The 25,391-nt window shown below is 59.2% G+C and carries 19 protein-coding genes and 1 other RNA gene; 6 read left to right on the top strand and 14 right to left on the bottom strand.

Annotated features, from left to right (window positions below):
- Positions 1 to 18 precede the first annotated feature (18 nt).
- From NQF87_RS07545 to aroA, 5 genes are all read right to left on the bottom strand, one after another.
- On the bottom strand, positions 19 to 3,039 hold the full coding sequence (locus NQF87_RS07545; protein WP_266127802.1) for a glycosyltransferase: 3,021 nt from the start codon (positions 3,037 to 3,039) through the stop codon (positions 19 to 21).
- Positions 3,036 to 6,416, bottom strand: coding sequence for a glycosyltransferase family protein (locus NQF87_RS07540; protein WP_266127801.1), 3,381 nt, complete (start codon positions 6,414 to 6,416; stop codon positions 3,036 to 3,038). Before NQF87_RS07540 ends, NQF87_RS07545 begins: the two co-directional genes overlap by 4 nt.
- A gap of 234 nt (positions 6,417 to 6,650) precedes the next feature.
- A complete protein-coding gene (gene rpsA, locus NQF87_RS07535) occupies positions 6,651 to 8,360 on the bottom strand; it encodes a 30S ribosomal protein S1 (RefSeq protein WP_182040949.1) in 1,710 nt (569 codons plus the stop codon).
- Between the two features lie 263 nt (positions 8,361 to 8,623).
- Positions 8,624 to 9,277, bottom strand: coding sequence for a (d)CMP kinase (cmk, locus tag NQF87_RS07530; protein WP_266127800.1), 654 nt, complete (start codon positions 9,275 to 9,277; stop codon positions 8,624 to 8,626).
- The gene (aroA, locus tag NQF87_RS07525; protein WP_266127799.1) at positions 9,274 to 10,602 is read right to left on the bottom strand and encodes a 3-phosphoshikimate 1-carboxyvinyltransferase; all 1,329 of its coding nucleotides are present in this window, start codon (positions 10,600 to 10,602) and stop codon (positions 9,274 to 9,276) included. The genes cmk and aroA overlap by 4 nt, the downstream gene beginning before the upstream one ends.
- A gap of 227 nt (positions 10,603 to 10,829) precedes the next feature.
- Here aroA and NQF87_RS07520 point away from each other — a divergent pair, with 227 nt between their 5' ends.
- Positions 10,830 to 11,147, top strand: coding sequence for an FYDLN acid domain-containing protein (locus NQF87_RS07520; RefSeq protein ID WP_266127798.1), 318 nt, complete (start codon positions 10,830 to 10,832; stop codon positions 11,145 to 11,147).
- Positions 11,128 to 11,820, top strand: coding sequence for a hypothetical protein (locus NQF87_RS07515; RefSeq protein WP_266127797.1), 693 nt, complete (start codon positions 11,128 to 11,130; stop codon positions 11,818 to 11,820). The genes NQF87_RS07520 and NQF87_RS07515 overlap by 20 nt, the downstream gene beginning before the upstream one ends.
- Here the strand turns inward: NQF87_RS07515 and NQF87_RS07510 are convergent.
- From NQF87_RS07510 to NQF87_RS07475, 8 genes are all read right to left on the bottom strand, one after another.
- Complete coding sequence (locus NQF87_RS07510) at positions 11,756 to 12,508, bottom strand: SDR family oxidoreductase (protein ID WP_266127796.1); 753 nt, start codon at positions 12,506 to 12,508, stop codon at positions 11,756 to 11,758. The genes NQF87_RS07515 and NQF87_RS07510 overlap by 65 nt on opposite strands.
- A 2-nt stretch (positions 12,509 to 12,510) precedes the next feature.
- Positions 12,511 to 13,107, bottom strand: a complete 597-nt coding sequence (recR, locus tag NQF87_RS07505; RefSeq protein WP_266127795.1) for a recombination mediator RecR — start codon at positions 13,105 to 13,107, stop codon at positions 12,511 to 12,513.
- 26 nt (positions 13,108 to 13,133) lie between these two features.
- Complete coding sequence (locus tag NQF87_RS07500) at positions 13,134 to 13,457, bottom strand: YbaB/EbfC family nucleoid-associated protein (protein WP_266127794.1); 324 nt, start codon at positions 13,455 to 13,457, stop codon at positions 13,134 to 13,136.
- 51 nt (positions 13,458 to 13,508) lie between these two features.
- Positions 13,509 to 15,581, bottom strand: a complete 2,073-nt coding sequence (locus NQF87_RS07495) for a DNA polymerase III subunit gamma/tau (protein ID WP_266127793.1) — start codon at positions 15,579 to 15,581, stop codon at positions 13,509 to 13,511.
- Between the two features lie 101 nt (positions 15,582 to 15,682).
- Positions 15,683 to 15,779: signal recognition particle sRNA small type (gene ffs, locus NQF87_RS07490), an RNA gene on the bottom strand.
- An 81-nt stretch (positions 15,780 to 15,860) separates the two neighbouring features.
- Complete coding sequence (gene ggt, locus NQF87_RS07485; protein ID WP_266127883.1) at positions 15,861 to 17,639, bottom strand: gamma-glutamyltransferase; 1,779 nt, start codon at positions 17,637 to 17,639, stop codon at positions 15,861 to 15,863.
- Positions 17,640 to 17,711: 72 nt separating this feature from the next.
- Entirely contained in the window at positions 17,712 to 18,512 is an 801-nt protein-coding gene (gene map, locus NQF87_RS07480; RefSeq protein WP_266127792.1) for a type I methionyl aminopeptidase, read from the bottom strand.
- A 175-nt stretch (positions 18,513 to 18,687) separates the two neighbouring features.
- Positions 18,688 to 19,674 (bottom strand): D-alanyl-D-alanine carboxypeptidase family protein, encoded by a 987-nt coding sequence (locus NQF87_RS07475; protein ID WP_266127791.1) that lies wholly within the window; start codon positions 19,672 to 19,674, stop codon positions 18,688 to 18,690.
- 381 nt (positions 19,675 to 20,055) lie between these two features.
- Between NQF87_RS07475 and clpS the strand changes: the two genes are divergently transcribed.
- Both clpS and clpA read left to right on the top strand, forming a co-directional pair.
- Positions 20,056 to 20,376, top strand: a complete 321-nt coding sequence (gene clpS / locus NQF87_RS07470) for an ATP-dependent Clp protease adapter ClpS (RefSeq protein WP_266127790.1) — start codon at positions 20,056 to 20,058, stop codon at positions 20,374 to 20,376.
- A gap of 84 nt (positions 20,377 to 20,460) precedes the next feature.
- Entirely contained in the window at positions 20,461 to 22,791 is a 2,331-nt protein-coding gene (gene clpA / locus NQF87_RS07465; protein WP_266127789.1) for an ATP-dependent Clp protease ATP-binding subunit ClpA, read from the top strand.
- Positions 22,792 to 22,824: 33 nt separating this feature from the next.
- On the opposite strand, the gene NQF87_RS07460 is transcribed toward clpA, so the two are convergent.
- Complete coding sequence (locus tag NQF87_RS07460) at positions 22,825 to 23,319, bottom strand: hypothetical protein (protein WP_266127788.1); 495 nt, start codon at positions 23,317 to 23,319, stop codon at positions 22,825 to 22,827.
- Between the two features lie 153 nt (positions 23,320 to 23,472).
- Between NQF87_RS07460 and NQF87_RS07455 the strand changes: the two genes are divergently transcribed.
- Entirely contained in the window at positions 23,473 to 24,492 is a 1,020-nt protein-coding gene (locus NQF87_RS07455) for an MBL fold metallo-hydrolase (protein ID WP_266127787.1), read from the top strand.
- A gap of 22 nt (positions 24,493 to 24,514) precedes the next feature.
- Positions 24,515 to 25,354, top strand: coding sequence for an N-acetylmuramoyl-L-alanine amidase-like domain-containing protein (locus tag NQF87_RS07450; protein WP_266127786.1), 840 nt, complete (start codon positions 24,515 to 24,517; stop codon positions 25,352 to 25,354).
- The last annotated feature ends 37 nt before the right edge of the window (positions 25,355 to 25,391 follow it).

Here is a 25,391-nt window from a genome sequence, read left to right as displayed (position 1 = left end):
ACAACTCCTCACCCTGTGTCAGTTCAGGGAGGCATCCACAATCTGTTTCACTCTATGTCGGAACTGCTCCAGGTCCGTATCCCGCATGACTGCCTCCAGGGCTGACTGGCGGACACGCTGCCAGAGTGCTTCATCACCATAAAGCCGCTCCACCGCTGCGGCAAAACCCGCCGGGTCATCCGCCGCTGCGCTGAGCAGGCTCTCTTCTGCCTTCCAGCCCACTTCCTGCTGAAGCAGGTCCGTCACGACCATGGGCAGCCCCCGTGCAGCGGCTTCGTGAACCTTGAAAGGCAGCCCGCCAGCAAAACGGGTCGGTGCCACGAACACCCTGTAACGGTCAAACAGGGCGTCCAGATCGTCCACGGCCCCCAGAATTTCAACACGGGGATGACGGCCCAGCGGCGTCATGTCCACTGAAGGATGCACATAACCGGCCACATGCAGGCAGGCATCCTCCGGCAGGGTCTTCAGAAGAGGCATGACCTCCTCCACAAACCATACCATACTGTCATAATTGGGGGCTTTCTCACAATGGAAGGCACCGAGGAAAAGAATGTCCTTCCGCTCCCCATAAGGCCGGGCCGTCGGGGCAGGCTCCATGCCATGCCCCAGCACCATCACGTTCGGATAACCGGCACGGCGGACCAGTTCCGCATCATGCTCGGTCACGGCCACGATCTGCTGGCAGTAATGGGCACAGCGCAGCTCTTCTGCCAGCAGCCTGTCCAGCTCCTTTTCTTCCTCGGCAGGCGTCAGCTCCGGTGCGGGCTGGCCTTCCGGCGTCACCCCCAGCACCTTCTGCTGAAGGAGCGTTCTGGGGGCCGCCACGACCTCCGTATCCAGCACGGAACCACAATGTGGCAGGAATCGGCTGGCCTCATTCAGCAGCGGCAGAAGGCGGGCCATGTTATGGGTCCGCCCGACCCAGAGCAGGTCATAATACCCGGCCCGTTCTTCCAGAAACGCCGGCAGAGTGGACATGTCCTGATTGAAGACCAGCTCCACCTCTTCCGGGAAGTCCCGGTACAGCAGGAAAGAGGGCACCGGGTCCCGCATGACGGGGAATACCGTCACATGATAGTCCAGTGCCACCAGTGCCCGGACAATGTCATTGGACCGCACATAGCCCGATCCCAGACCACGCAGGGGAATCCGGTCCTCGATCAGCAGGACACGCTGACGCTCCGGCCTGCGCCGTTCACGCCCCAGCAGGGCATTACGGATATGCTGGGGCTGTTGCTGCCGCAGGAACTCCTGATGCTGCTGGGCAAACACCTTCCAGTGCCGCTGGATCAGCTGATGGGACCCGCTCTGCCCGGAACTGCCGAATTCCAGATGCTCGACCATCGCCAGAGGCTCATAGACAATGCGGGCCCCGATTTTCTGGAGCCGGACGCACAAGTCCGTGTCCTCGAAATAGGCAGGCCAGTACCGGGTATCATACCCCCCCAACCGCCGGAGCAGACCCGTCTTCACCAGCAGGAAAGCCGCAGACCCGTAATCAACCTCCCGGCTGAAACTGGCCTCCGGAATATTGGGGTCATCCTGCCGCCGATAACCATAAGTCGCCCCATCCCGCCAGATGATGGACCCGGCCTCCTGAAGATACAGGTTGGTCCGCACCAGCCGTGCCGCCACGGCTCCGGTCGTCTCCAGCCGGTACAGACGCTTCAGGGCATGGTGCAGGGCATCGGGATAGAGACGTATGTCATTGTTCAGATACAGGACGGCCGGAGCCGTGACATGCTCCAACGCCTCATTACAACCCAGCAGATACCCGACATTGACCTTGTGGCGGAGGATGATGGCCCCCTCCACCAGCTCTTCCAGCCCGGATGTTTCATCACGAGAGCCTGAATCGACGATGATGAGTTCAATCGCTCCCTCATACCCGGCCCGCAGGGAGGCCAGAGCCTGAAGGGTCAGGTCGATCTGGTCATGCACGACCATGATGACACTGACCTCCGCCATGCCACGCACCCGGAAATCCAGTTTCTGACGGGCAATTGCCGGAAGATACAGGGCCGCCTCATCCCGGAAGAGCTGACGTGTCTGGTCCTCGTCCAGCGGTGGCTCCTCATGCCCCACCGGCACGGCCAGACCATGCTGCTCCGCCACGAAGCGGGTGAAAGGGCTGTCATGAACACCCCCTTCACAGTCCGACCAGACAAGAGGGTGACGTCTGTAAAGAGCCAGATCAATCCCTTCTGCCGGGGAACGCCCCTCATGGGCACCGAACAGGACGAAATGCTCATAGCCATTCCGCAGGCCACCAACACCGACAGACGGCAGAATATCCGGCGATGTCCGGCGATAATACGCCTCATCAAACCAGGGAGACGGGCTGAACGCATCCGGTGTCGGGTTGGTCAGATAATGGTGCAGGGCATTGCCATACTCCCCTGCGGCAATGGCCTCACCGACCTGCGGATAGGTTCTCAGATACCATCCCGCATCGAAATACCACGACATCGGCATGGAATCAGCAACATGGGACGGCAGGGCCAGCCATGAGGCCAGCAGCCCCTCCGGGCCGAACCACTCCCCATGCTGCCGGGCCATCTTCTGCAACAGGGCAACATCAACAAACGGCCCGGCCCGGAAACCATGTCCCTCTCCATAAGACAGGTAGTGATCATACCCGTTGCAGAAACCACGCTCCACCAGATGCTGGTCCGTCAGCTCCAGATAACGGCGGCGATAGGCAACCTCGCTGAACAGCCAGTGCGGAGAGAAACTATGATAGCCCTCCATGCAGTAATGCTCAAAGCCGGACTTCCACCGCTTTTCCAGCAGGCCACGACGGACCTCCGGGTAGGTCTGGCGGTACCAGACCTCATCAAAATACCGGTTGGGTGAGTGCCCCCTGTGGCAGCCGATCTCCTCATAAAAGAGCTGTGCATCACTGTAGCCATACTGATGCATCAGCTCCTTCACGTCGGAATGACGCAGAAGGTACCAGTCCTCATGAAACTCCAGCCAGCGGGGAGACAGCCCCCCTGCTGGTATGGCCTCCGAACCTGAAATGGCCAAACTCATTGACTAGACTGTTGATCAGACAGCTCCACCACCAGTCGTCTGATGCGAGCCTGCTGCTCGTCCGTTGCCTCCTCATGATAGATGGCCTGGCACCGCACGCCCTCCAGATGCAGGCAGATGTCTGTCACGGCCAGGGCAAAATTTTCCCCGATGACATTCACGATGGCCAGACGCCAGACACCCGTCATCGGTGTGGTACGTCCCTTCCACGGCCGCAGGATACCGTCAAACCCGGAGCAGAGCGGTGCGTCATGGTGTGCCCGCCGCACGTCATCACGGGCAAAGCGGGACATGGCAAACAGCACCACCTCACCCCTGTCATCGCTCACCATGGCGGCATAGACCATACCGGCACGACCATGCCCGGCCATGAAGCTCCAGCCTCGCAGCTCCACAGCACCCAGATCGTCCGTCCTACCCCCCACATCCGCTTCTTCATCAGCAGTGATCAGTTCAAGGCGATCAATGAAATAAAACTGTCCCACCTGCTCCTGTGCAAACAGCCGTCCTCGCGGGAAGCGAGCCAGCGGAACACCCCGCAACACGTTATCATTATTGACGACCCTATGAAAGTCACTCAAAATAATGTCATTATCCGGCCTGCAGGCACGGATGCTCCTGATCTTGCCACCAGCAACCTCCAATCCATAGGACAGCATCTGGAAAGCACCCCGACCATTAATCGAATTGATAACACCAATACGATACCAACCTTCGCACCATTTGCCTCTCAAGGCCGCCTTAGCAGAAAAACCGGAACGACGAGGCACGTCATTGCCGAAAAGCTCTGAAATGTCCGTACGGATTTCACGCTCGCTCTTCAGGAAGATGAGCGGGCTGTTCCTGTCACCATTAATGAGCACGACGTGAATCTGCCCTGACGTGGTCACACCGGGCAGGAACAGCCAGCCACGGAGATGAAACTCATCCGCTGGCTGGAAAGTCTTCTCCGCCCCTTCAACCAGCACATGATGGCAGATGTCATCCAGATAGCAGTTAGCTCCCTGGATGGCGAACCAGTCATTGATATGCGAAGGCAAACTAACAGCAAGATCACGTACTAGCGGCGGATCAAAGATGTGACGCGGCGGGGCCTGATTCTTCCATGAAGAAATAGGCAAAAGATTAATCTGGCCAGCATCCAACATAAGATCAGATACGCCGAGCAGCCGCCGAGGTGCCAGATCATGATAGAGCTTCAGCAGCCTCTCGGTATATTCACTCTCACGCGTCCACAACTCAGGTGTGATAGCCTCCATCATGGCCTTACGTATCTCCTCTACGGACCGCAAAAGCTCTAAGCACTCCAACACATTGTCTGGTCGATTAAGAGGTACTTTGAAGCCATTAACACCATCCGTCACACGGTCATTCAGGGCACCAACGCTCGTCACAATAGGAACGAGTCGATACTGCCATGCTTCAGACAGAGAAATACAATAAGTCTCAGGCCATATGGAAAGGAACAGAGCCACATCGGCCTGCTTCATAACATCCGTATTGCCTATTTCATACCGCCCATGAACCGTCACGTTTGGTCGGCTTATCATGCCTTCCATGACGGTTTGATAGTCCGGATGAATATAACCGAGAATATGAAAGTGAAAATGATCAGGATGGGCCGCTTCAATCAGAGAAATGATGCTGTCTGCACCCTTAGTGCGCGCAAAATTACCAACCACGGCCACACCTAGGGGGCGACCATCAAGGGGCCTGTATTCATTGGGAACGACCGGCAATGTTACATCCGGGCTGGGAATACCATTGATCAGGCTGATCTTTTTATCCAGCACGGGATAAACATGATGGATGAAATCACGGGAATGTCTCGTGCCGAACATAACCGCATCGACATAATGCAGCATCCGGTCCACAAAGGCACGGCGTGTCTGCTCCCCACCATATCCAATTCCTTCAGCCAACTTCAATACGATATCCATTGACAAGACGGAACCGAACTCACCTTCTACATACCGCATGTCCTGATTCAATAGATTATATCGAGACGACACCAGCCAAAAATCGTGCGCCGAAAACAAAACACCCGTCCCGCTTGCCTTGGCAATGAGAGGCAAAGACAAAGCATGATGCCCAAGATGCTGGAAATGGACGACATCAATATTGTACTGGCTCAACACGCTGGAGAACGCCGTTTCCTCCTGGGCATCACAAACGATGTCATCCCAACCACGTTCGGCAATGTCAAAACGCTCCAGCTCATGCCCGTTGGCAGACAGAAGGCGGCAGCAGGTACCCCGCCGCAGCCAAAAGAAGAATTCTACATCTCGGCCCAGAAAAGAACAAAGCTCCCGCTGATAGACCTCAACACCACCCCAGACCTGTTCATGGATGGTGGAATGTGTGCAGAACAGAACACGCAGACGGTTGCGCCGTGGTGTCGGCACGACCGCAGCCGGAGCACAACACCCGAACTCTGCTTCCGTCACCTTCTGAATAGTCTTCAGGCGATGAATGTAAAGATGCTGGCTAAGTACCGACTTCTGCGAAGCAATGGCAGAACGCTGCCGCAGCTTGCTGTCATCCAGCAGCTTCGCAATGCTCTCCACCACGCCGTCATCATCATGGGCAAGATGGATACCATCCACGCTCCTGAAATGCTCAACATCCATCCCGGAGGCGACTTCAACCACCTGGGCCGTACCGGCCAACCCCAACTCGAAATAACGGGGACCTGGGGCCGTAGCCTGACTGACATCACCATGACTGGCATAGTCACGGAACATTGTCAGCGTCACGGCACTGACATTGGCAAAGTCAATAAAGGCTTCATGGCTGACGGGCCGCTGTAAAGCCAGAGCAGCAATGTCATCCGGCAAAGGGGGAAGATATTCATTGCTCGGGCAAACAAGCTTCAATCGCACATCTGGGAAGCTAGCCAGAACACGGCGCAGGGTCCGCACACGGTTCGGCCACATCGTCCCTGCAAAGAAAAGGTCGTAATCACAGTCAGGCCGGTTTCGGACAGGACGCTCATGCAGGCTCGGACTGGCAGCCAGCGGCAGGTAGTATCCCTTGCCCTGATAGACATCCACGGAGGCGGGATCATTCGTAAAAATATAGTCAAAAAGCGGTACAAGTTGAGCGTTAATCCCCTGCATGAAGGGATCTTCAAACGTCCAGAGGATAACAGTCTTGAAAGCAGAACGAACACGACGGATCAAAGCCTGATTAAGACGCTGACCATCAATACAGAGCAAGGTGTCATGCTGACCGGACGCCGCTGCACTTGCCAAGCTCATGTTATCGGCGACAAAAATATTCTTCTTCCCAAAAAGCTCTTCTGCCGCACGCTGTATCGCCAGTGTCAGGTAGGCGTTCGGGTTATGGGTATAATTTGTGTTATAGATAATTGCCATTAATAACCCCACAACATGATAGAAAATCCTACCTTACAGTCTAGCTATACCAAGCAGACGGCAATGACGACTTGCCTATAACAAAATACCCTCGCTTAGAGCATGCTCCGAACAGGGACTTATCACCATTACCCTCATGAAACAACATAAAGGGTGGCCTCCCAACCACCCTTTATGTTTCCCCAACTCGAGGGGGACTAAAACAATATCTCCCCCATCTAAACGATGTCGTTCTCAGTCTTCCGTGCTGCGGCGACGGATGGCCGCACCCAGAATGTCACCGAGGGAAGCACCGGAGTCAGAAGAGCCATATTCGCTGATGGCCTGCTTGTCTTCCTCGACCTCACGACCACGGATGGTCAGGGACAGCTTGCGGGAAGAACGGTCCAGACCAACAACCTTGGCATCAACCTTCTCGCCAACAGCGAAGCGTTCCGGACGCTGCTCGCTCTTGTCACGGGCCAGCTCGCCACGGCGGATGAAGCCTGTCAGGACGTCATCAACCTTGACCTCGATCCCGTTGCTCTGAACAGCGGTCACGACGCAGGTGACAACATCACCCTTATTGATGCGGTCCAGCACATCGGCCGCCGGGTCTTCCTGAAGCTGCTTGATGCCCAGGGAGATGCGCTCTTTCTCGGCGTCCACATCGAGAACCTTGGCCTGAACGACCTGGCCCTTCTCGTAACGCTTCATGACCTCTTCGCCGGACTCATCCCAGGACAGGTCGGACATGTGAACCATGCCGTCAATGTCAGCGGACAGACCGATGAACAGACCGAACTCGGTGATGTTGCGGATTTCGCCTTCGATGACAGAGCCAACCTTGTGCTCTTCAGCGAACTGCTCCCACGGATTGCGCTGAACCTGCTTCAGGCCCAGGGAGATGCGACGCTTCGCGCTGTCCACATCCAGAACCATGACCTCAACTTCCTGAGAGGTGGCCACGATCTTGCCCGGATGGACGTTCTTCTTCGTCCAGGACATTTCGGAGACGTGAACCAGACCTTCAACACCCGGCTCCAGCTCAACGAATGCACCGTAATCCGTGATGTTGGTCACACGGCCCGTGAAGCGGGCATTGACCGGATACTTGACAGCCACGTTCTCCCACGGATCAGCCTCAAGCTGCTTCATGCCCAGGGAGATACGCTGCGTATCGGAGTTGAAGCGGATCACCTGCACACGGACAGGCTGGCCGATCTGAAGGGCTTCGGACGGATGGTTGATACGCTTCCAGGCAATGTCGGTGACATGCAGCAGGCCATCAACGCCGCCGAGGTCAACGAACGCACCGTAATCGGTGATGTTCTTGACGACGCCGTCAAGGATCATGCCTTCCTTCAAGCCCTGGATCAGCTCGGAACGCTGCTCGGCACGGGTCTCTTCCAGAACGGCACGACGGGACACGACGATGTTGCCACGGGCACGGTCCATCTTCAGGATCTGGAACGGCTGCGGCTGGCCCATCAGCGGTCCGACATCACGCACGGGGCGGATGTCAACCTGGCTGCCCGGCAGGAAGGCCATGGCACCACCCAGATCAACCGTGAAGCCACCCTTCACACGGCCATAGATCGTGCCATTGACACGCTGGTTGTGAGCAAAGGCACTCTCCAGAGCGGTCCATGCCTCTTCACGACGGGCCTTTTCACGAGACAGCACGATGGAACCGTCACGGTCCTCGTAACGCTCGATGAACAGCTCGAACACGTCGCCCGGCTTCACGTCCGGGGTTGTGCCCACAGGGCCGAACTCGCGCAGAGCCACGCGGCCTTCACTCTTCAGGCCGACATCGACAATGGCGTGATCGTCTGTCAGACGGATGACACGACCGCGGACAACGGTACCGTCAAACGCACTGTCGCTGCCCAGTGTTTCTTCCAGCAGAGCAGCAAAATCTTCTTTACCGTGTTCCGGTGTATTCTGAGTGGCAGAAGCCATGTATTTCCAGCATTCCAGGGGGCCGCAGCAGCCAGTGCCCGGCACCCAGCCATGCGCCGCATCCTCCGGCCAGCAGAAATGCGGAGCGGACCGGACAAGACGGCGTCTCCTCCCTGCTCCACAGCCCGAAGCGGGAGTCGTCATCATTACAGATACCCCATGCCCGGATGGCATGAGGATTCACGATGCCGTGGGCTGTACGGCATCACATTCCCCCTCACCAACACGCATAAAGGGGGAACTGTCAACACCGAAGATGTGAATCAGCGGCGGATGATGCCCTTCTCCTGCAAAATCGAGCAGACACGCTCCAGCACACCGGCCGCATCGAGACTGTCCGTGACGATCTGCACGGCATCTTCAGCAGGGCGGAGCGGAGCCGTCTCACGGGCGGAATCCTGCTGGTCCCGGGCATTGATGGCCGCCACTTCCTCCGCCAGCTCCGCCGGGTCCGTGCAGGGATGCCCGTGACGCTGCATGTACCGCCGCTGCGCCCGGACCTCAGATGACGCCGTAATGAAAAACTTTGCGGAGGCATCGGGGAACACGACCGTGCCAATGTCACGCCCATCCACCACGGCCCCACGGGCACGCCCGAAGTGACGCTGCCGCTCCAGCAGGGCCTCCCGGACCTCAGGATGGCGGGCCACGGCAGAGGCTGCCCTGTCCACCTCCGGCTCCCTCAGGTCCGTCCGGCGCATGTCTTCCGGCACGAGCTGGCGGGCCTGCTCCGGCCCGTCATGAGCAGGATCGCCCCCCTGATCCAGAACCCGGCGGGCCACGGCCCGATACAGAAGACCCGTATCCAGATAGGGCAGCTCCAGCACCTCCGCCAGCTGGCGGGCCAAGGTACCCTTGCCCGCTGCTGCGGGACCATCAATCGCAATGACCGGATATTTCATGCCCCGCCTGCTCATACCTCCAGCCCTGCCCCAAGACCATTCATCAGGGACACGAAACCGGGGAAGCTGGTCTCGATGAAAGCGGTATCGTCAATATGGACAGGCTTTTCAGCCGCCAGCCCCAGCACGGTGGCACTCATGGCCAGACGGTGATCCATATGGGTCTGCACCTTTCCACCACCGGGCAGGCTCTTCTGCCCTTCGATGATCAGGTCATCCCCTTCGACATGCACTTTTGCCCCGTTGGCCTCCAGCAGGGCCACGGTGGAGGCCAGACGGTCGCTCTCCTTCACCCGCAGCTCGGCAAGACCCCGCAGGCGGGATGTCCCTTCCGCAAAGGCACAGGCCACGGCCAGCACCGGATATTCGTCGATCATGGACGGCACCCGCACGGCGGGCACATCCACGGCCTTCAGCCGTCCCGCACGGACATGCAGGTCCCCGATGACCTCGCCGCCCTCAACCCGCTCATCACGAATTTCAAGGGACGCCCCCATTTCCTTCAATGTCCTGAACAGGCCAGTCCGCAGCGGATTCTGCCCCACGGCCTCCACGACAATCTCCGATCCCGGCACGAGCAGGGCCGCCACAACCGGGAAAGCGGCTGATGACGGGTCTCCGGGGACCAGAACGTCCTGTGCGACCAGACGGGCCGGGCCTTTCAGCGTGATGCGCCGTCCGGCCTCAGGCAGCTCCTCAACCTTCACCTCCGTGCCGAAATGACGCAGCATGTTCTCGGTATGGTCACGGGTCGGGGCGGGTTCTTCCACCACCGTCTCACCTTCACAGTTCAGGCCCGCCAGAAGAATGGCGGACTTCACCTGGGCCGAGGCCACCGGCAGACGATAATGCAGCGGCTTACCCTTGCCCGTTCCTTCCACGGCCATCGGCAGTTTCTGCCCCGCACGGGTGACGAATCGTGCCCCCATCTCACTCAGCGGAACACTGACCCGCCCCATCGGGCGGCTCCGCAGGGACGCATCGCCCGTCATGATGCTCATGAAAGGATGTGTCGCCAGAACACCACTGAGCAGCCGGGCTGCCGTGCCGGAATTGCCCATGTCCAGCACGTCGGAAGGCTCTTTCAGCCCATCTACGCCACAGCCATCAACAATCCAGCAACCATCCTTCTGCACAACTTTCGCACCAAGGGCACGCATGGCTTCTGCCGTCCGCAGCACGTCCTCACCTTCCAGCAGGCCGAAAATATGGGTCCGCCCCTCGGCGAGGGCGGCGAACATCAAAGCACGATGGCTGATGGATTTGTCTCCGGGAACACGAACCCGCCCTGCCAGCCCGGTCCGGGCAGAAGAAACGGTCAAGGGACGCTGTGCTGTCATAAGCCTGCTTCACATCATTCAAGGGTGGATCATCTATGTAAGACCAGATTACTCCATTCATCAGGAAAAGTCTGTCCCCTTCATGCTGCAATTCTGCCTGCGGGAGCAGGCCACAGGGCAGGACTTTGCGTCTTCTGCCATCGGATGGAGAAATATTTGACAGCAGGACATTTCAGTGGCATGGCCCAGACACTTCTCTTTCTGTGGCAATACGGGCTTCCAACATTATGGCAAAACCAGAACTCGGTCTGAAACGGACATGCGTCGATTGTAATGCACGCTTCTATGATCTCAACCGCGTGCCAGCCGTCTGCCCGAAATGCGGGACAACCCAGCCGACCAACCTCTCCCGCCTGAAGAAAGAAGATGAACTGGCTGACGAGAAGGACAAGAATCTTTCCCAGGAAGACCACGAGGATGATGTGGACATCGACACCGGTGATGACGATGATGTCATCTCCGATGACGATGATCTGGATGATGACGATGACATCAGCAAGGACATCGAAGTCTCCACCGACAAAGATGACCGCGACGATTCATAAGAGGCAGACCCCTCTGCATGGAGAGACCGGCCCCCGGCCAGGTCTTTCCTTTTTCAGAAGCCGCATCCCCGCCCGGATGCGGCTTTTCTGTGCGGCCGGCATCCTGATGACCGGCACGGCACCGGCCCGTGCCATACCTTCCCGCCCCACCACGGCAGATGCTCTGGCCTATGAACTGGCCCAACGTGACAGTGCCACGGCCACCCTGCAGCAGCACTGCCCCACCCCCATCACGGCACGCCTGCTGGACAGGCAGGCATCACCAGCCCTGCAGCAGGACGCCCGGCTGGCCCTGAAAACCTCCTCCACGGCACGGCTGGACATCCGACACGTTCAGCTTCTCTGTGGAACGGACATGCGCTCGGAAGCATGGAACCTGTATCTACCGGACCGTCTGACGCCACAGGCCCGCCGGACACTGGCCAATGGCCGCACACCGTTCGGCAGGGCTGTCGGGGAAGGAAATTTCACCCGCCAGAGGCTGGGCGGCCGTTTTGCAGACCTGCCGAACGGTATCGTGCTGGAAAACCGGGCCATCCTGCACCGCAGGACGGATGGCAAAGGCTTCGCCTATCTGATCGAGCGTTATACGGATTCAGCACCCGGTTTCAGGGAGACACCGGAGACCAGTTCAGATGCTGCCCCCCATCAGGAGCCAGCATCTGCCCCGTGACAGACGGCAGCATCAGGAACAGACGGGCAATGGCGGCGATCTCATCCGGGTCCGCCCCCCGCTGAAGGGGCGTGCGGCGACACATGCTCTCGAAATGCTCCAGAGACTGCCCCGCTGCGGGCAGGACCGGCCCCGGCCCGATGGCGTTCACCCTGATGTGGGGAGCCAGCCCCAGAGCCATGCTGCGGGTCAGGCTCCACAGAGCGGAACGGGACACGGTATAGCTGACAAAATGAGGGGTCAGATTCCAGACCCTTTGATCCAGCATGTTGAGGATCAGCCCTTCAGCCCCTTCCGGCAGGGAGTCTGCCACGGCCTGGGAAAGGACGAACGGTGCCCGGAGATTCGGCTCCATATGCGCATCCCAGCTCTGGCGGGTCACGTCACCCAGCTCATCCCGCTCAAAAACGGACGCATTATTGATGAGGACGCCCACCGGCCCAAGTTGGGCCTCGACTTCCGCCAGCATGGGCAGCAGAGCCGCTTCCTCGGCCAGATCGGCTTGGACGACACAGCCATGCCCACCAATATGCTTCAGCAGGGCCTCGGCCTCATCACGGCTGTGGCGACAGTGAATGGCCACGGCAAACCCTTCACGGGCCAGCATCTCCACCATCGCACGACCAAGGCGGCGTGCCCCGCCCGTCACCAGCGCAACACGGGGCATGTGAGGCGACAGACCGATCATGTCTACAGAACCTTCCGGGAAGACAGGGCCGCCGCCAGCGTGCCTTCATCCAACACATCCAGCGCACCGCCCATCGGGACACCATGCCCCAGGCGGCTTACTGCCACACCATAAGGGGCCAGTTTCTCCTGTAGCCAGTGGGCCGTGGTCGCCCCGTCCACCGTGGCCCCAAGGGCCAGAATGACCTCTTCCACCACACCGGACTGCACACGTTCCATGAGGCCTGCCAGATTGAGGTCTTCCGGCCCCTGGCCGGAAAGGGCAGACAGCACACCGCCCAGCACCTGATACCGCCCCCGATGCATCCCGGCCCGCTCCAGTGCCCAGAGATCACCCACACTCTCCACCACACAGATGACGGAGGGATCACGCTGCGGGTCCGCACAGAGGGAACAGGGCGTGCAGCTGTCCAGATTGCCGCATTGCGGGCAGGTATGAATCGACCGGGCTGCTTCCTGCATGGCCGCAATCAGCGGCTGGAGACGTGTCTCCGGGGCCTGGAGCAGGGCCAGTGCCGCCCGGCGGGCTGAACGGGGACCAAGACCGGGCAGACGGGCCAGACGGGAAATCAGGGTTTCAATTTCAGGGCTTATGCGCACGTCAGACCCTCACCCTCTCTCCTGCTTCAGAACGGAAAGTCCATGCCCGGTGGCAGCTGGAGGCCACCCGTGACCTTCTTCATCTCTTCCTTGCTCATGGCCTCCGTCTTCCTGCGGGCATCAGCAAAGGCGGCAAGGATCAAGTCCTGCATGGTTTCCATGTCGTCCGGGTCCGCCAGCTTGGGGTCGATGGTGAGGGTCTTGAGTGCACCTTTCCCCGTCAGGATCAGCCGCACCAGCCCGTTACCGGCCTCACCTTCCACCTCTGCCGATTCCAGCTTCGCCTGAACCTCCTTCATGCGGGCCTGCATCTGGGTCGCCTGCTTCATCATGCCAGCAAGATTCTTCATTACGTCACTCCTTGGTTACAGAACTGAACCGGAACCATGACAGCCCCTGTTTCAGTAAAACTCATCCTCATCAGAATAGTCGGCATCTGGCGGGGCAAATTCAAAATCAGGCGGAACATCCTCCCCCAGGGACACGATCGGCTCTTCCGGCGGAAGGCCGTAATCATCCAGACTATGATCCCGCACTTCACCGATCTGCGCCTGCGGGAAACGCCGCATGATGGCCTGGACCAGTGGATGCTGCATTGCCCTGTCCTGATGCAGGGCAATGACTTCCGCCCCCTGCTCGTCCAGTGTCGGTTCACCCTGCTCTTCTGAAGCGATCACCTGCCAGCGGCCGGGATAAAGCCTGTCCAGAAGACCCGTAAGGGCACGGAAGGCCTGCCTCTTCTGCTCCCCGTCCTTTTCGGCAAGACGCAGCACAAGCCGGGGCGGGGCAAACTCCACCGGATGCCCCAGATGCCGCAACGTCCCGTGCAGGCGGGCTTCCTTCTGCTGCCCCACGAGAGCCACCAGCTCCCGCCAGCTGCGGGGCATGGGCGGTATGATGTCACCTCCGGAAGGCTGTTCCTCCTGCGGCTGGACAGGCGTACCATTATGCGTGGCCAGACGTAACGGCTGCGGTGCGGGGACTGGCTCCGGCACGGATTCAGCCAGCTGTGGCTTCAGGACCGTGCTGCCCTGCCGGACTGCTCCCGCTCCGGCCACTGGCCCACCCCCCTGCACGGACGCTGAAGGCCCGGCATCATGCCCGCCCTGCGCCGGAACAGGACGGGACGAAGAAGCTGACCCGCCACCAGCAGAAAAGGCTGCCCCCTGATGACCCGATGACGCTACCTGCCCCTGCGGAAGCGGCGCACCATCCGTCCGGGCAGCCCCGGCTGGAACCTCCTGCAGCTGGCGGATCAGCCTGTCCGGTGTCGGCAGCATACTGGCATGACAGAGACGGATCAGCACCATCTCGGCAGCCTGCCGCCGGTCCGGTGCGGCATCCACCTCGGCCAGCCCCTTCAGGAGAAGCTGCCATGCCCGCCCCAGAACCGTGACCCCCACATGGTCCACGATCGCCCCGCCACGGACACGCTCCATTTCCGGCAGTTCGAGGCCATCACGCAGCTCCGGCAGGGCCTTGATGCGGGACAGGAGATGAAGCACGTCCATCAGGTCCGTCAGCAGGACACCGAGATCGGCTCCACGGGCATAGGCCCGTCCGGCAATCTCCAGCACGGAGGCCACCTGCCCATGCAGAGCTACCTCCAGCAGGTCGAACACCATGCCCCGGTCCGCCAGACCCAGCATGTCCGCTACACTGGCCGTATCAGACGCCCCCTGCGCAATGGCCTGATCCAGCAGGGAAAGGCCATCACGCACCGAACCATCAGCGGCCCTGGCAATGAGGGCCAGAGCACCCTCTTCCAGTTCGGCCCCTTCTTTTCTGGCGATGCGGGCAAAATGCTCGGCCAGCATGGTCTGTGGCACACGCTGGAGATCAAAACGCTGGCAGCGGGACAGCACCGTGACGGGCACTTTCCGCAGCTCCGTCGTGGCAAAGATGAATGTGACCTGTGCAGGTGGCTCTTCCAGCGTTTTCAGCAGGGCATTGAAGGCATTGCGGGACAGCATGTGCACTTCGTCAATCACGAAGACTTTCATGCGGGCCTGCATGGGCCGGAAGCGGGAGGCCTCGATGATCTCCCTCACATCATCCACGCCGGTGCGGGAGGCCGCATCCATTTCCAGCACGTCCGGATGACGGTCTGCCAGAATCGCTTTGCAGTTGGGGCAGACACCACACGGGTCCGCTGTCGGGCCGCCTGTGCCATCCACGCCGGTACAGTTCAGGGCACGGGCGATGATGCGGGCCGTGGTGGTCTTCCCCACACCCCGGACGCCTGTCAGCATGAAGGCATGAGCCACACGTCCCACGGCAAAAGCCCGGCGCAGGATGCGGACAAGACTTTCCTGACCGATCAGGTCATCAAATGTCCGGGGACGGTATTTGCGGGCCAGAACACGGTAGGGCGTGCCGCTACCTTCCGGCGAAGGGTCCGCCTCGACAGGGGATGTATCGGAGAAAAAACCGGTGCCGCCTTCAGGGGGGAGGGGAATCTCTTCTTCACTCACGGCTACAACGTGCCTCCCACAGCTTTCATTGTCTGGAAAGGACGCCCCGGAGGCACTGCGGCCTGCTCTGCTCCCTGCGTCCAGAGGCCTGCATGGCAATCAGAGGAGACCGGACACCCGACCCGATATGAACCTGCTACGGCTGCTCCCTTCCGGGCCTGACCGGGTTTGCAGGTCAACCGCCCAGGGCCGATCTCCCAAGCGGGCTTCTAGCACAGGAACAGGGGGGGCAGGCAAGCCTTACTTTCACCAGTACCCCCTGCCTCTTCAAGGCCCCCTTCAGGGAGCCACGGCCCCACCACCGGGATGGCGGGGGTCTGCCACACCATAGAACGGCCCCGGCTCCTTCGATGAGGCAGCCTGCCCATCCAGCCGTGACCCGCCCACCAGAATCGCCTCCGTGATGCCCCACGGACGATGGGCAACGAAATGATACCCTTCCTGCTCCAGCGTTTTCTGGACCTCCGGACTCAGGGCACCCGTTTCCATTTCCACGTCATCAGGCTTCCACTGCTCATGCAGGCGGGGCAGATCGACCGCCTGTGCCAGATCAAGCCCATAATCCACGACACCGAGCAGGCTGGACAGCACGATGGTCGGGATACGGGAACCACCGGGGCTGCCCGTCACCATCACGACATGCCCATCCCTGCTGATGATGGTTGGCGTCATGGAGGAAAGCGGTGTCTTGCCCGGTGCGATGGCATTGGCCACAGACCCGACAATGCCGAACATGTTCGGTTCACCCGGCTTGATGGAGAAATCATCCATCTCATCATTCATCCAGATGCCGGTACGTCCCCCCATGACACCCGCCCCGAACCAGCCATTCAGCGTATAGGTGGTGGAAACTGCCATGCCACGGGAATCGATCGTGGAGAAATGAGTCGTCTCATGCTTCTCCACCGCCGGTTCAGCTGCTGGCTGCACCTTGCCCGGAGCAGGACGGCCAATCTGGAGCGCATCAGACGGCACGGCCCTGTTCGCTGGCAGGGCAGCCCGTATCTGTGCCGCATAGGCCGGATTCAGCAGGTACGATACCGGATTGACCACAAAGGCCGGGTCACCAAGGTCCCGCCTGTCGGAATAAGCATGGCGCATGGCCTCCAGCTCCAGCTGGACGGCAGACGCACTGTGCAGGCCAAGACGGCCCATGTCATAGCCGGACAGGATGTTGAGTATCTCACACAGGGCCACACCACCCCCGCTCGGCGGCGGTGCCGTCTCGATCTGGTAGCCGCGATACTGGCAGGTAATCGGCTTCAGGAAACGTGGTTTATAGGCATGAAAATCCGCTTCCGTCAGGAAGCCCCCACCCAGACGAGCGGCACGGAGGATTTCTGCAGCGATGGGACCACGATAGAAAGCCTGTTCACCTCCTCTGGCGATCAGTTCCAGCGAACGGGCCAAGCCCGGCTGGACCAGCCGGTCACCCACGGCAAGCTCGCTTCCATCAGGCCGCAGGAAAACGCCACGGGCATACTCATCCTGACGGAAATAGTCGGTTGAGGTGTGCAGCAGCTCCACATCACCTTCTTCCAGCACGAACCCGTCCCGTGCCAGGGCAATGGCCGGGGCCATGTCCTTCGCCCGGCTCAGCCGTCCCCAGCGTCTGCGCACGGCTTCCAGCCCGGCGACTGTCCCCGGCACGGCCACGGCCTTCCACCCCACGGTGGAAAGACCCGGTTTCACATGACCGGATTCATCCAGATACATGTTCGGCTGGGAGCGCAGGGGGGCATGTTCCCGGAAGTCGATGAACACGGCAGGCTCATGCGGGGGGCGCAGGGTCATGAATCCACCGCCGCCAAGATTTCCGGCGGCCGGATAGACTACGGCCAGCGCATAACCGACGGCCACGGCAGCATCGGCCGCATTACCCCCTTCCCGCAGAATCTGCGCCCCCGCCTCGGAGGCCAGATGCTGGGCGGAGACGACCATGCCTGTCTCACCCTTCACCAGCGTGCCGGGACGGGTGGTATCCGGCCCATAGGCCAGAGGATCATGCGCTGCACTCAGCGGTTCAGCGTGGGACAGGGAGACACTGCCAAGCAGCATTCCCCCCAGGGCCAGCCGGGTGGCCAGTTTACGCAATGCCATCATGAATGCCTCCCATTCCGCAGATCAGACTCAGAGAGAATAAGGCGGTTTCGTATACCCACGGGGAGACAGGGTGAAGATTTCATACCCGTCTTCCGTCACGCCAAGCTGATGCTCGAACTGGGCGGACAGGGAGCGATCCCGTGTCACGGCGGTCCAGTCATCAGCCAGCACCTTCACGTCCGGACGGCCGAGATTGAGCATCGGCTCGATGGTGAAGACCATACCCGCTTTCAGGACCGTTCCCTGACCGGGGCGGCCATAATGCAGGACGCTCGGAGCTTCATGGAAATTGCGGCCAATGCCGTGGCCACAGAAATCCCGTACCACGCCCAGACGGTTCTTCTCGGCAAAACTCTGGATGGCATGGCCGATATCACCCAGCGTGGCTCCCGGACGCACCTGCTCGATCCCCAGCATGAGAGCCTGATAGGTCAGGTCAATCAGCTTCTCAGCCTTACGGGGGGGCTTGCCCACCACATACATGCGGGACGTGTCCCCATACCAGCCATTCAGGATGGACGTGACATCAATGTTGAGAATGTCACCTTCTTGAAGGCGGCGGTCGCCGGGAATGCCATGACAGACAACATGATTGAGGGAAATGCAGCAGGATTTGGGAAAGCCATGATAATTGAGCGGAGCCGGCGTGGCACCATGCTCCAGCGTGTAGTCATGAATGATCCGGTCCAGCTCGCCCGTCGTGATGCCGGGACGGACATGCTCGGTGATCATGTCCAGAGTGGCGGCGGCAAGCTGCCCGGCTGCCTTGAGATGTGTGAAATCGTCTGCTGTGTAATGCTGGATGCTGCGTCCGTCCTGAGAAGACATGAAGTAACGTGATCCCTGTTTTATCTGGATGTTGCAATGAGCCGACCTGTGTCAGAAACTTCCGACAGAATGCGCCCTGCCCTGCCACAGTGCAAGGGCCTGCGGATGATGGACGGCTCTTTCAGAGATCACAGGACAGAATGAGAGACCATCAGAGACGGCCCGCCTGCCGTCATCAGGAACGGTGATGCCCCCGCCGGGACGCCCATGAATGATGCAGGCCCCGCGGTGCCCCGTGGGAACGGTATGACACCAGTACGACACCCCGGCGCATGTGCAGCCGGTGCCCGGCCCCATGACGGGCCATGGCATAGGAGACGGGCCGCTTCACCAATGGCAGGGGAGCCTGCCCGGAAGCGGAAAACCCGTCATCCAGCAGGGAAATCATCGTCTCATTGCGGCTCTCGTTACTGGGTGCCCCCAGAACCACCCCAATCAGCCGCACCTGACCCTGCTGGGCCGAGCTGACAAGGTTATGACCGGCGAGATCGGTATAGCCTGTCTTGAAACCGTCCGCCCCCTGATACAGCCCCAGCAGCGGATCATGATTGGGAATTATGTGACGGCGGAACGGAAATTCCCGCACGCCGAAATAGTGATAATATTGTGGGAAATCCCGCAGCAGGGCTCGGGCAAGGACGGACAGGTCCCGTGCCGTGGTGACCTGATCCGGGTCAGGAAGGCCGGAGGCATTGCGGAAGGTCGTATGCCTCATGCCGAGCCGTCGGGCCTGATAGGTCATCAGTGCCGCAAACCGGGTTTCATCCCCACCGCCCAGATACTCGCCCAGCACACAGGCGGCATCATTGGCAGACTTGGTCACGAGGGCCAGAATCGCCTGCTCCACAGAGAGATGTGTTCCAGGACGCATCCCCAGCTTGGACGGAGCCTGTGTGGACGCATGGATGGAAACGGGCATCTCATCACCCAGCGTGATACTGCTGCGCTCCAATGCCTGAAATGTCATGTACAGCGTCATCATCTTCGTCAGCGACGCCGGATAACGCTCGAGATCCGCATCGGACTCGGACAGAACGCCCCCCGTCCGTGCATTAATGACTAACGAAGAAATATGCCCCGTAAACTGTGCCCGCGCCGTACCAGCGAACATGGACAAAACAACCACACACAAAAACCGGGCACGACTGAAAGACGGGCGCATCAGAAGGCATCATCCTTAAACTGGCGGGACTCACTAAGACTGAAATCCAGGCAACTCTAATATTCTACGCCTTGCCATGTCCAGATTTTTCGTCCGTGACGCAATAACTACTGGATATCGGTTCAATAAAGAAATCCAGTCCATCACAAAGCCGTTACAGGCACTGCCTTAAAATGAAGTCACAAACAGCAGAAGAACGCCACGGCCATACCCGAGACACCTGCATCAGGACTGTTCCAGCTTCATGACAGCACCGTATGATTGCTACCTTTTCCTGATTAGGATGGAGCCATATATTTATCCTCGAATCAGGAGGGTTCCCATGCAGTTCAAGTCATATGCAATGACACGTGGGGCCCCATAACTTATGCCGTGGCAGACATGACCATTGACCTCCCTACCCTTGCCGCGCAGGAAGACATCCTCACGGCCCGGAAGACAAACCTTGTCCATCCTTCCATGTACAGGGTCATTCTCCTGAATGATGACTACACCCCGATGGACTTCGTCGTTTTCGTGCTTGAGCAGTTCTTTGACAAGTCTCCGGATGAGGCCCGGGCCATCATGCTGGAGGTTCACAACCGGGGCAGCGGGGTCTGTGGCATCTTCAGCTATGAAATTGCCGAAACCAAAGTGGGGCAGGTCATGGACCTTGCGCAAAAGAACCAGCACCCCCTGCAATGTACCCTTGAGAAAGCCTGAACCCGTCGCCACCTAAATACCCAACGGATTTCTCTGCGGTCATTTCATCATTCTGACATTCCTTCATGTCACAAGGAGCGCCTTATGTTGTCCTCCACACTTGAACAGACGCTTCAGCGCGCGCTTATCCTTGCCGGTCGGAATCACCATGAATTTATCACACTGGAACATCTCCTGTTCGCCCTGTGTGATGACCGTGATGCCGTGGCCATTTTCACGACCTGCCAGACTGATGTGGAACAACTGCGACAGGACGTCGATCACTTTCTCTCTCACGAACAACAGGCCATCGTCCGGCCGGAGCTGGAAGATGCCCCCCAGCCGACGGCTGCCTTCCAGCGGGTCATCCAGCGGGCTGCCGTCCATATCCAGAGTGCCGGCCAGTCCATCATGACCGGGGCACATGTTCTGGTTTCCATGTTTGCCGAGAAGGAAAGTCACGCCGTCTTCTTCCTCCAGCAGCGGGGCCTGACACGGCTCAATGCCATCCATGCCATACAGCATGATGACGTGGCAGCCGGCCCGCACCGAGAAAGCCGCAGCCACCGGAAAACAAAAACCAGCCGCAAGGAAAACACTGACAGCACGGAAACCGTGGAAACCGACACCAGGGATGCCCTGCAGACCTACTGCACGGACCTCAACGAACGTGCCCACCATAACCGGATTGATCCGCTCATCGGCCGGGAAAAGGAGGTGGAACGGGTCATCCAGATTCTCTGCCGCCGGACAAAGAACAACCCCCTGCTGGTGGGGGACCCCGGTGTCGGCAAGACGGCCATAGCCGAAGGACTTGCCCAGAGAATCGTGCAGGGTCAGGTGCCTGACATTCTTGCCGATGCCCGCCTCTACAGTCTGGACCTCGGCGCCCTGCTGGCTGGCACACGCTACCGCGGGGACTTCGAGGAACGCCTCAAGGCCATCATGAACGAGCTGGAGCAGAATCCCGGCAGCCTGCTCTTCATTGATGAAATCCACATGCTTATCGGGGCCGGAGCCACCACCAACGGGTCCATGGATGCCTCCAACCTGCTCAAGCCTGCTCTGGCGACGGGAAAACTGCACTGCATCGGCTCCACTACCTATCAGGAATACCGGAAGCATTTTGAAAAGGACCACGCCCTGACACGGCGTTTCCAGAAGATCGATGTCGAGGAACCCTCACAGACCGACACCATCCGCATCCTGCGGGGACTGAAAGAGCGGTATGAGGAACATCACGACATACGCTTCACCGACCCGGCCATCCGCTGTGCCGTGGAACTCTCCGCCCGGTACATTCATGACCGCAAGCTGCCGGACAAAGCCATTGACGTAATTGACGAGGCCGGGGCTGCCTGCCGCCTCCTGCCCAGCAGCCGCAGGCGGCGCACGGTCGGCGTGAAGGACATCGAGGCCACGGTGTCCCGGATTGCCCATATCCCGCCCCGTCACCTCTCCACGGATGACCGCACGGCCATCCGCCATCTGCCGACGGACCTCCGCAAGGCCGTATACGGACAGGATGATGCCCTGGATGCCCTGTCCTCCGCCGTCATACTGTCCCGTGCCGGGCTGCGTGATACGGAGAAAACCATCGGCAGCTATCTTTTCTCCGGCCCGACGGGAGTTGGCAAGACGGAAGCTGCCCGTCAGCTCGCCCGCTCACTGGACATCAAACTGATCCGCTTTGACATGTCCGAATATATGGAAGCCCACTCCATATCCCGCCTGATCGGGACGCCCCCCGGCTATGTCGGCTTTGAACAAGGGGGCCTGCTGACCAGTGCGATAGACCAGACACCTCATGCCGTCCTGCTGCTGGATGAAATCGAGAAGGCCCATCCTGACCTGTTCAACATTCTGCTTCAGGTGATGGACCACGGCAAGCTGACGGACAATACCGGGAAGACGGTGGATTTCCGTAACGTCATTCTCATCATGACCAGCAATGCCGGAGCCAGCGACCTTTCCAGGGAAGCCATCGGCTTTGCCCGCACGGCACGTTCCGGCGATGATGAGGAAGCCATCAAACGGCTCTTTTCACCGGAATTCCGTAACCGGCTGGATGCCATCATTCCCTTCTCGCCCCTCACGCCGGCAGTCGTCTCTCACGTCGTGGAGAAATTCATCGAACAGCTGACCACCATGCTGGCCGCCAAAAATGTCTCGCTGCATCTTACGGCTGCTGCCAAAGCATGGCTGGCTGAACATGGCCATGACCGGACGAACGGTGCCCGCCCCCTCGGCCGCCTGATACAGAACCACATCAAGAAGCCACTGGCCGAGGAAATCCTCTTCGGCAGACTGACGGAAGGAGGGTCCGTCAGGATCGGGGCACGGGATGGACAGCTGACCTTCGCCATCTCCTCCACTTCGCAGGCTGCCACGGACAGGCAGGGCCGCCGCCCTACGAAGACGCTCGCCCCGGCCTGAACCCGTTCAGCCGGAGCGACAGTCCCGTCATTCTTACTCGTAACGCTGGCCGTTCACGGTGACATAACCGGCCCACGGCCATTTGCGGCTTGTTCCGTGATGGGTCCAGTCCAGCCCCTGCCGGCTGGGGCCATCGTAATAATACCGCCCCTGGACCTCGACCTGATCCCCGGTTTTCACCCACGGCCAGGAGGGGGCCTTCATTTCATCAAGATTGGAGACCACCCGGATCGGTTTCCCACCGGGAATGGCCATCAGAAAATAGCCATGCATACCGCTCCGGCTACGCCGTGCCCGATATACCTGTGCAACAGTGCCACAGACATGCTCCGGCAGATCCAGATGCTGGCCGTAAGGCACCTGCCTATGGGAAAACTGCTGTGCATAGGCCGTCTGGTCTTTCACGAACTGGCCGTTGTCACATTGTGCCGGCATGGTGGATTCAGCCCGTGCCTGCCCGACACCCACACCACCTGTAAGTGCGCCCAGCAGCACGACCCCCAACAGGGCAGAATGAACAGATCGCATAGCACCTCCTTCTCCTCTTCCCCCTTTCCCCATGGACGAGGCGGGAGTATCCTTGATGACATCCATCATTACTGGATGACGCCGCAACGGCTCAACCACATTCACGACCAGACGCTTCCGTCACCCGTCTGACTGCCAGGGAGGACAAGACCCATGCCCCTACATCACCTGAAAACACTCCGTGACCGGCTGAAGAAAACACAGACAGGAACAGCAGAAACACCCGTCACCTTTGCTGACAGCCATCCCGTGTTTGAAATCGTGGCTCTTGGGGTACGGAGCGGCGTGGCTGATGGCAACCTCTCCTCCTATCTGGTGCGCCCCTTGGGAACACGTGAATCTGTCATCTGTGATGCCGGTACCCTGGGGCATGGACTGAAAAAAGCCGAGGCCAGAGGTGTTCTGGACGACATTCCCATCATGCCGGATTCTTCGCTGAGCCGTGCGGGGCATGTCCTCAAGCAGAGTGTCCGTGCCTATCTGATCAGCCATGCTCATCTCGACCATGTGGCCGGGCTGGTCCTGTCCTCCCCGGAAGATACGCCGAAACCCATCCATGCCCTACCGCAGACCAATGCCATCCTGTCCGAAAATCTCTTCAATGGCCGTGTCTGGGGTGTCATGGGGGATAAAGGCCCTGAACCCCGTATCAGCAAATACAGCTATAGGGACATGGAACCAGGGCAGAGCCAGACCATTGAAAACAGCAAGCTGGACGTTACGGCCTGGCCTCTCAGCCATGCCAGCACGACCTCCACGGCTTTCCTGATCCAGCATCATGGGCAGGCCATCCTTTATCTGGGTGACACGCAGGCCGACCAGCCTGATGGACCACAGAACCTTCTTGACCTCTGGAAGGCTGTCTCCCCGCTGGTACAGAAAGATAAGCTGCGGACCATCATCATGGGGGTCACCTATCCGGACGGGCAGCCTGACGATGCTCTGTGCGGCCAGCTTCGCCCCAAAGACCTTCTGAAAAGCCTGCGGGACCTCGGACATGTCTGCGGTGGCCGCCATCACATCCGTGGTCTGCGGGTGCTGATCAGCCATGTGAAAGAGACGTTCCATGATAACGGGAACCCTGTCCAGCAGATTTACCGGGAGCTTCAGGACGGGAATGACATTGGCATTCACTTTATGATGGCAGAACAGAGCGCACGTTACCTTGTCTGACAGTTACAATTGCGGACCCCTGATGAAGAGACGGGCCTTCCTCACCGGCTGTGGTGTGGGAGGCCTGATTTTTTGTAACCCGTCTCTGGCTGACGCACCGCCCCTCAGTGCTCTGTCGGAGTCAACCCGCCAGCAGATCAGTCACCTCGTCTCCATAGCTCCTCTTAAATCAAGACAGGAACGTATTGTACTGATCTCACAGCGCATGAAGGGCACGCCCTATCTGGCCGCGCCTCTCATTGGCTCTAATACCACGCCAGAAGAACTCATCCTGTCATGGCGTGGCGTGAACTGCATGACCTTCGTAGAAATTGTTCTGGCCGCCAGTCAGAGCCTTACTGTCGAACAGTTCATCCATGCCTTGATTGCCACACGCTACCGTCATCATCACGTTGCTTTTGCAGAACGACGCCATTTTCTGAGCGACTGGCTGCATGGCACACCCGTTCTCTGCCATGACCTGAGCGTGACATTCCCTTATGCCCAACACGTGGAAAAAACACTGAACCTGAAACTGCCCGCTGATGGTTCCGGAACGTCTCAGCGTACTACGTCAGAACGTTACCTCCCCGGCATTCCACTCAGGAAACGCCTCATCACTTATCTGCCGACACATCCATTTCTGAGTGATCTTCACGCCGGTGGCGTGCATGGACGGATAAAAACCGGTGATGTCCTTGGAATTTACAGTCCACTACCAGGACTGGATGTTTTTCATATTGGCCTGGCCATTTGGCATAAGAAGAAACTATTTTTCCGCAACGCGTCGTCCCTACCCGAACATCGTTATGTCGTAGATAGCCCCCTAGATAATTACCTAAAAGAACGACGGGGGTTACTAGTGTACCAACCAATAAAATAACAACTCAAAAAGATCCTCAACACTCATCACTTTCAAC

Origin of the sequence: Bombella dulcis (assembly GCF_026385505.1) — a bacterium.
GTDB lineage: Bacteria > Pseudomonadota > Alphaproteobacteria > Acetobacterales > Acetobacteraceae > Bombella > Bombella dulcis.
The sequence above is the reverse complement of the archived record's forward strand: the minus strand, read 5'-3'. Positions and strand labels throughout refer to the sequence as shown.

Excerpts from the sequence above, each read along its gene's own strand:
- NQF87_RS07545 (WP_266127802.1), bottom strand. The coding sequence starts at position 3,039 with ATGAGTTTGGCCATTTCAGGTTCGGAGGCCATACCAGCAGGGGGGCTG.
- NQF87_RS07540 (WP_266127801.1), bottom strand. The coding sequence starts at position 6,416 with ATGGCAATTATCTATAACACAAATTATACCCATAACCCGAACGCCTAC.
- rpsA (WP_182040949.1), bottom strand. The coding sequence starts at position 8,360 with ATGGCTTCTGCCACTCAGAATACACCGGAACACGGTAAAGAAGATTTT.
- cmk (WP_266127800.1), bottom strand. The coding sequence starts at position 9,277 with ATGAGCAGGCGGGGCATGAAATATCCGGTCATTGCGATTGATGGTCCC.
- aroA (WP_266127799.1), bottom strand. The coding sequence starts at position 10,602 with ATGACAGCACAGCGTCCCTTGACCGTTTCTTCTGCCCGGACCGGGCTG.
- NQF87_RS07520 (WP_266127798.1), top strand. The coding sequence starts at position 10,830 with ATGGCAAAACCAGAACTCGGTCTGAAACGGACATGCGTCGATTGTAAT.
- NQF87_RS07515 (WP_266127797.1), top strand. The coding sequence starts at position 11,128 with ATGACCGCGACGATTCATAAGAGGCAGACCCCTCTGCATGGAGAGACC.
- NQF87_RS07510 (WP_266127796.1), bottom strand. The coding sequence starts at position 12,508 with ATGATCGGTCTGTCGCCTCACATGCCCCGTGTTGCGCTGGTGACGGGC.
- NQF87_RS07500 (WP_266127794.1), bottom strand. The coding sequence starts at position 13,457 with ATGAAGAATCTTGCTGGCATGATGAAGCAGGCGACCCAGATGCAGGCC.
- ggt (WP_266127883.1), bottom strand. The coding sequence starts at position 17,639 with ATGCTGCTTGGCAGTGTCTCCCTGTCCCACGCTGAACCGCTGAGTGCA.
- map (WP_266127792.1), bottom strand. The coding sequence starts at position 18,512 with ATGTCTTCTCAGGACGGACGCAGCATCCAGCATTACACAGCAGACGAT.
- NQF87_RS07475 (WP_266127791.1), bottom strand. The coding sequence starts at position 19,674 with ATGCGCCCGTCTTTCAGTCGTGCCCGGTTTTTGTGTGTGGTTGTTTTG.
- clpS (WP_266127790.1), top strand. The coding sequence starts at position 20,056 with ATGACCATTGACCTCCCTACCCTTGCCGCGCAGGAAGACATCCTCACG.
- clpA (WP_266127789.1), top strand. The coding sequence starts at position 20,461 with ATGTTGTCCTCCACACTTGAACAGACGCTTCAGCGCGCGCTTATCCTT.
- NQF87_RS07460 (WP_266127788.1), bottom strand. The coding sequence starts at position 23,319 with ATGCGATCTGTTCATTCTGCCCTGTTGGGGGTCGTGCTGCTGGGCGCA.
- NQF87_RS07455 (WP_266127787.1), top strand. The coding sequence starts at position 23,473 with ATGCCCCTACATCACCTGAAAACACTCCGTGACCGGCTGAAGAAAACA.
- NQF87_RS07450 (WP_266127786.1), top strand. The coding sequence starts at position 24,515 with ATGAAGAGACGGGCCTTCCTCACCGGCTGTGGTGTGGGAGGCCTGATT.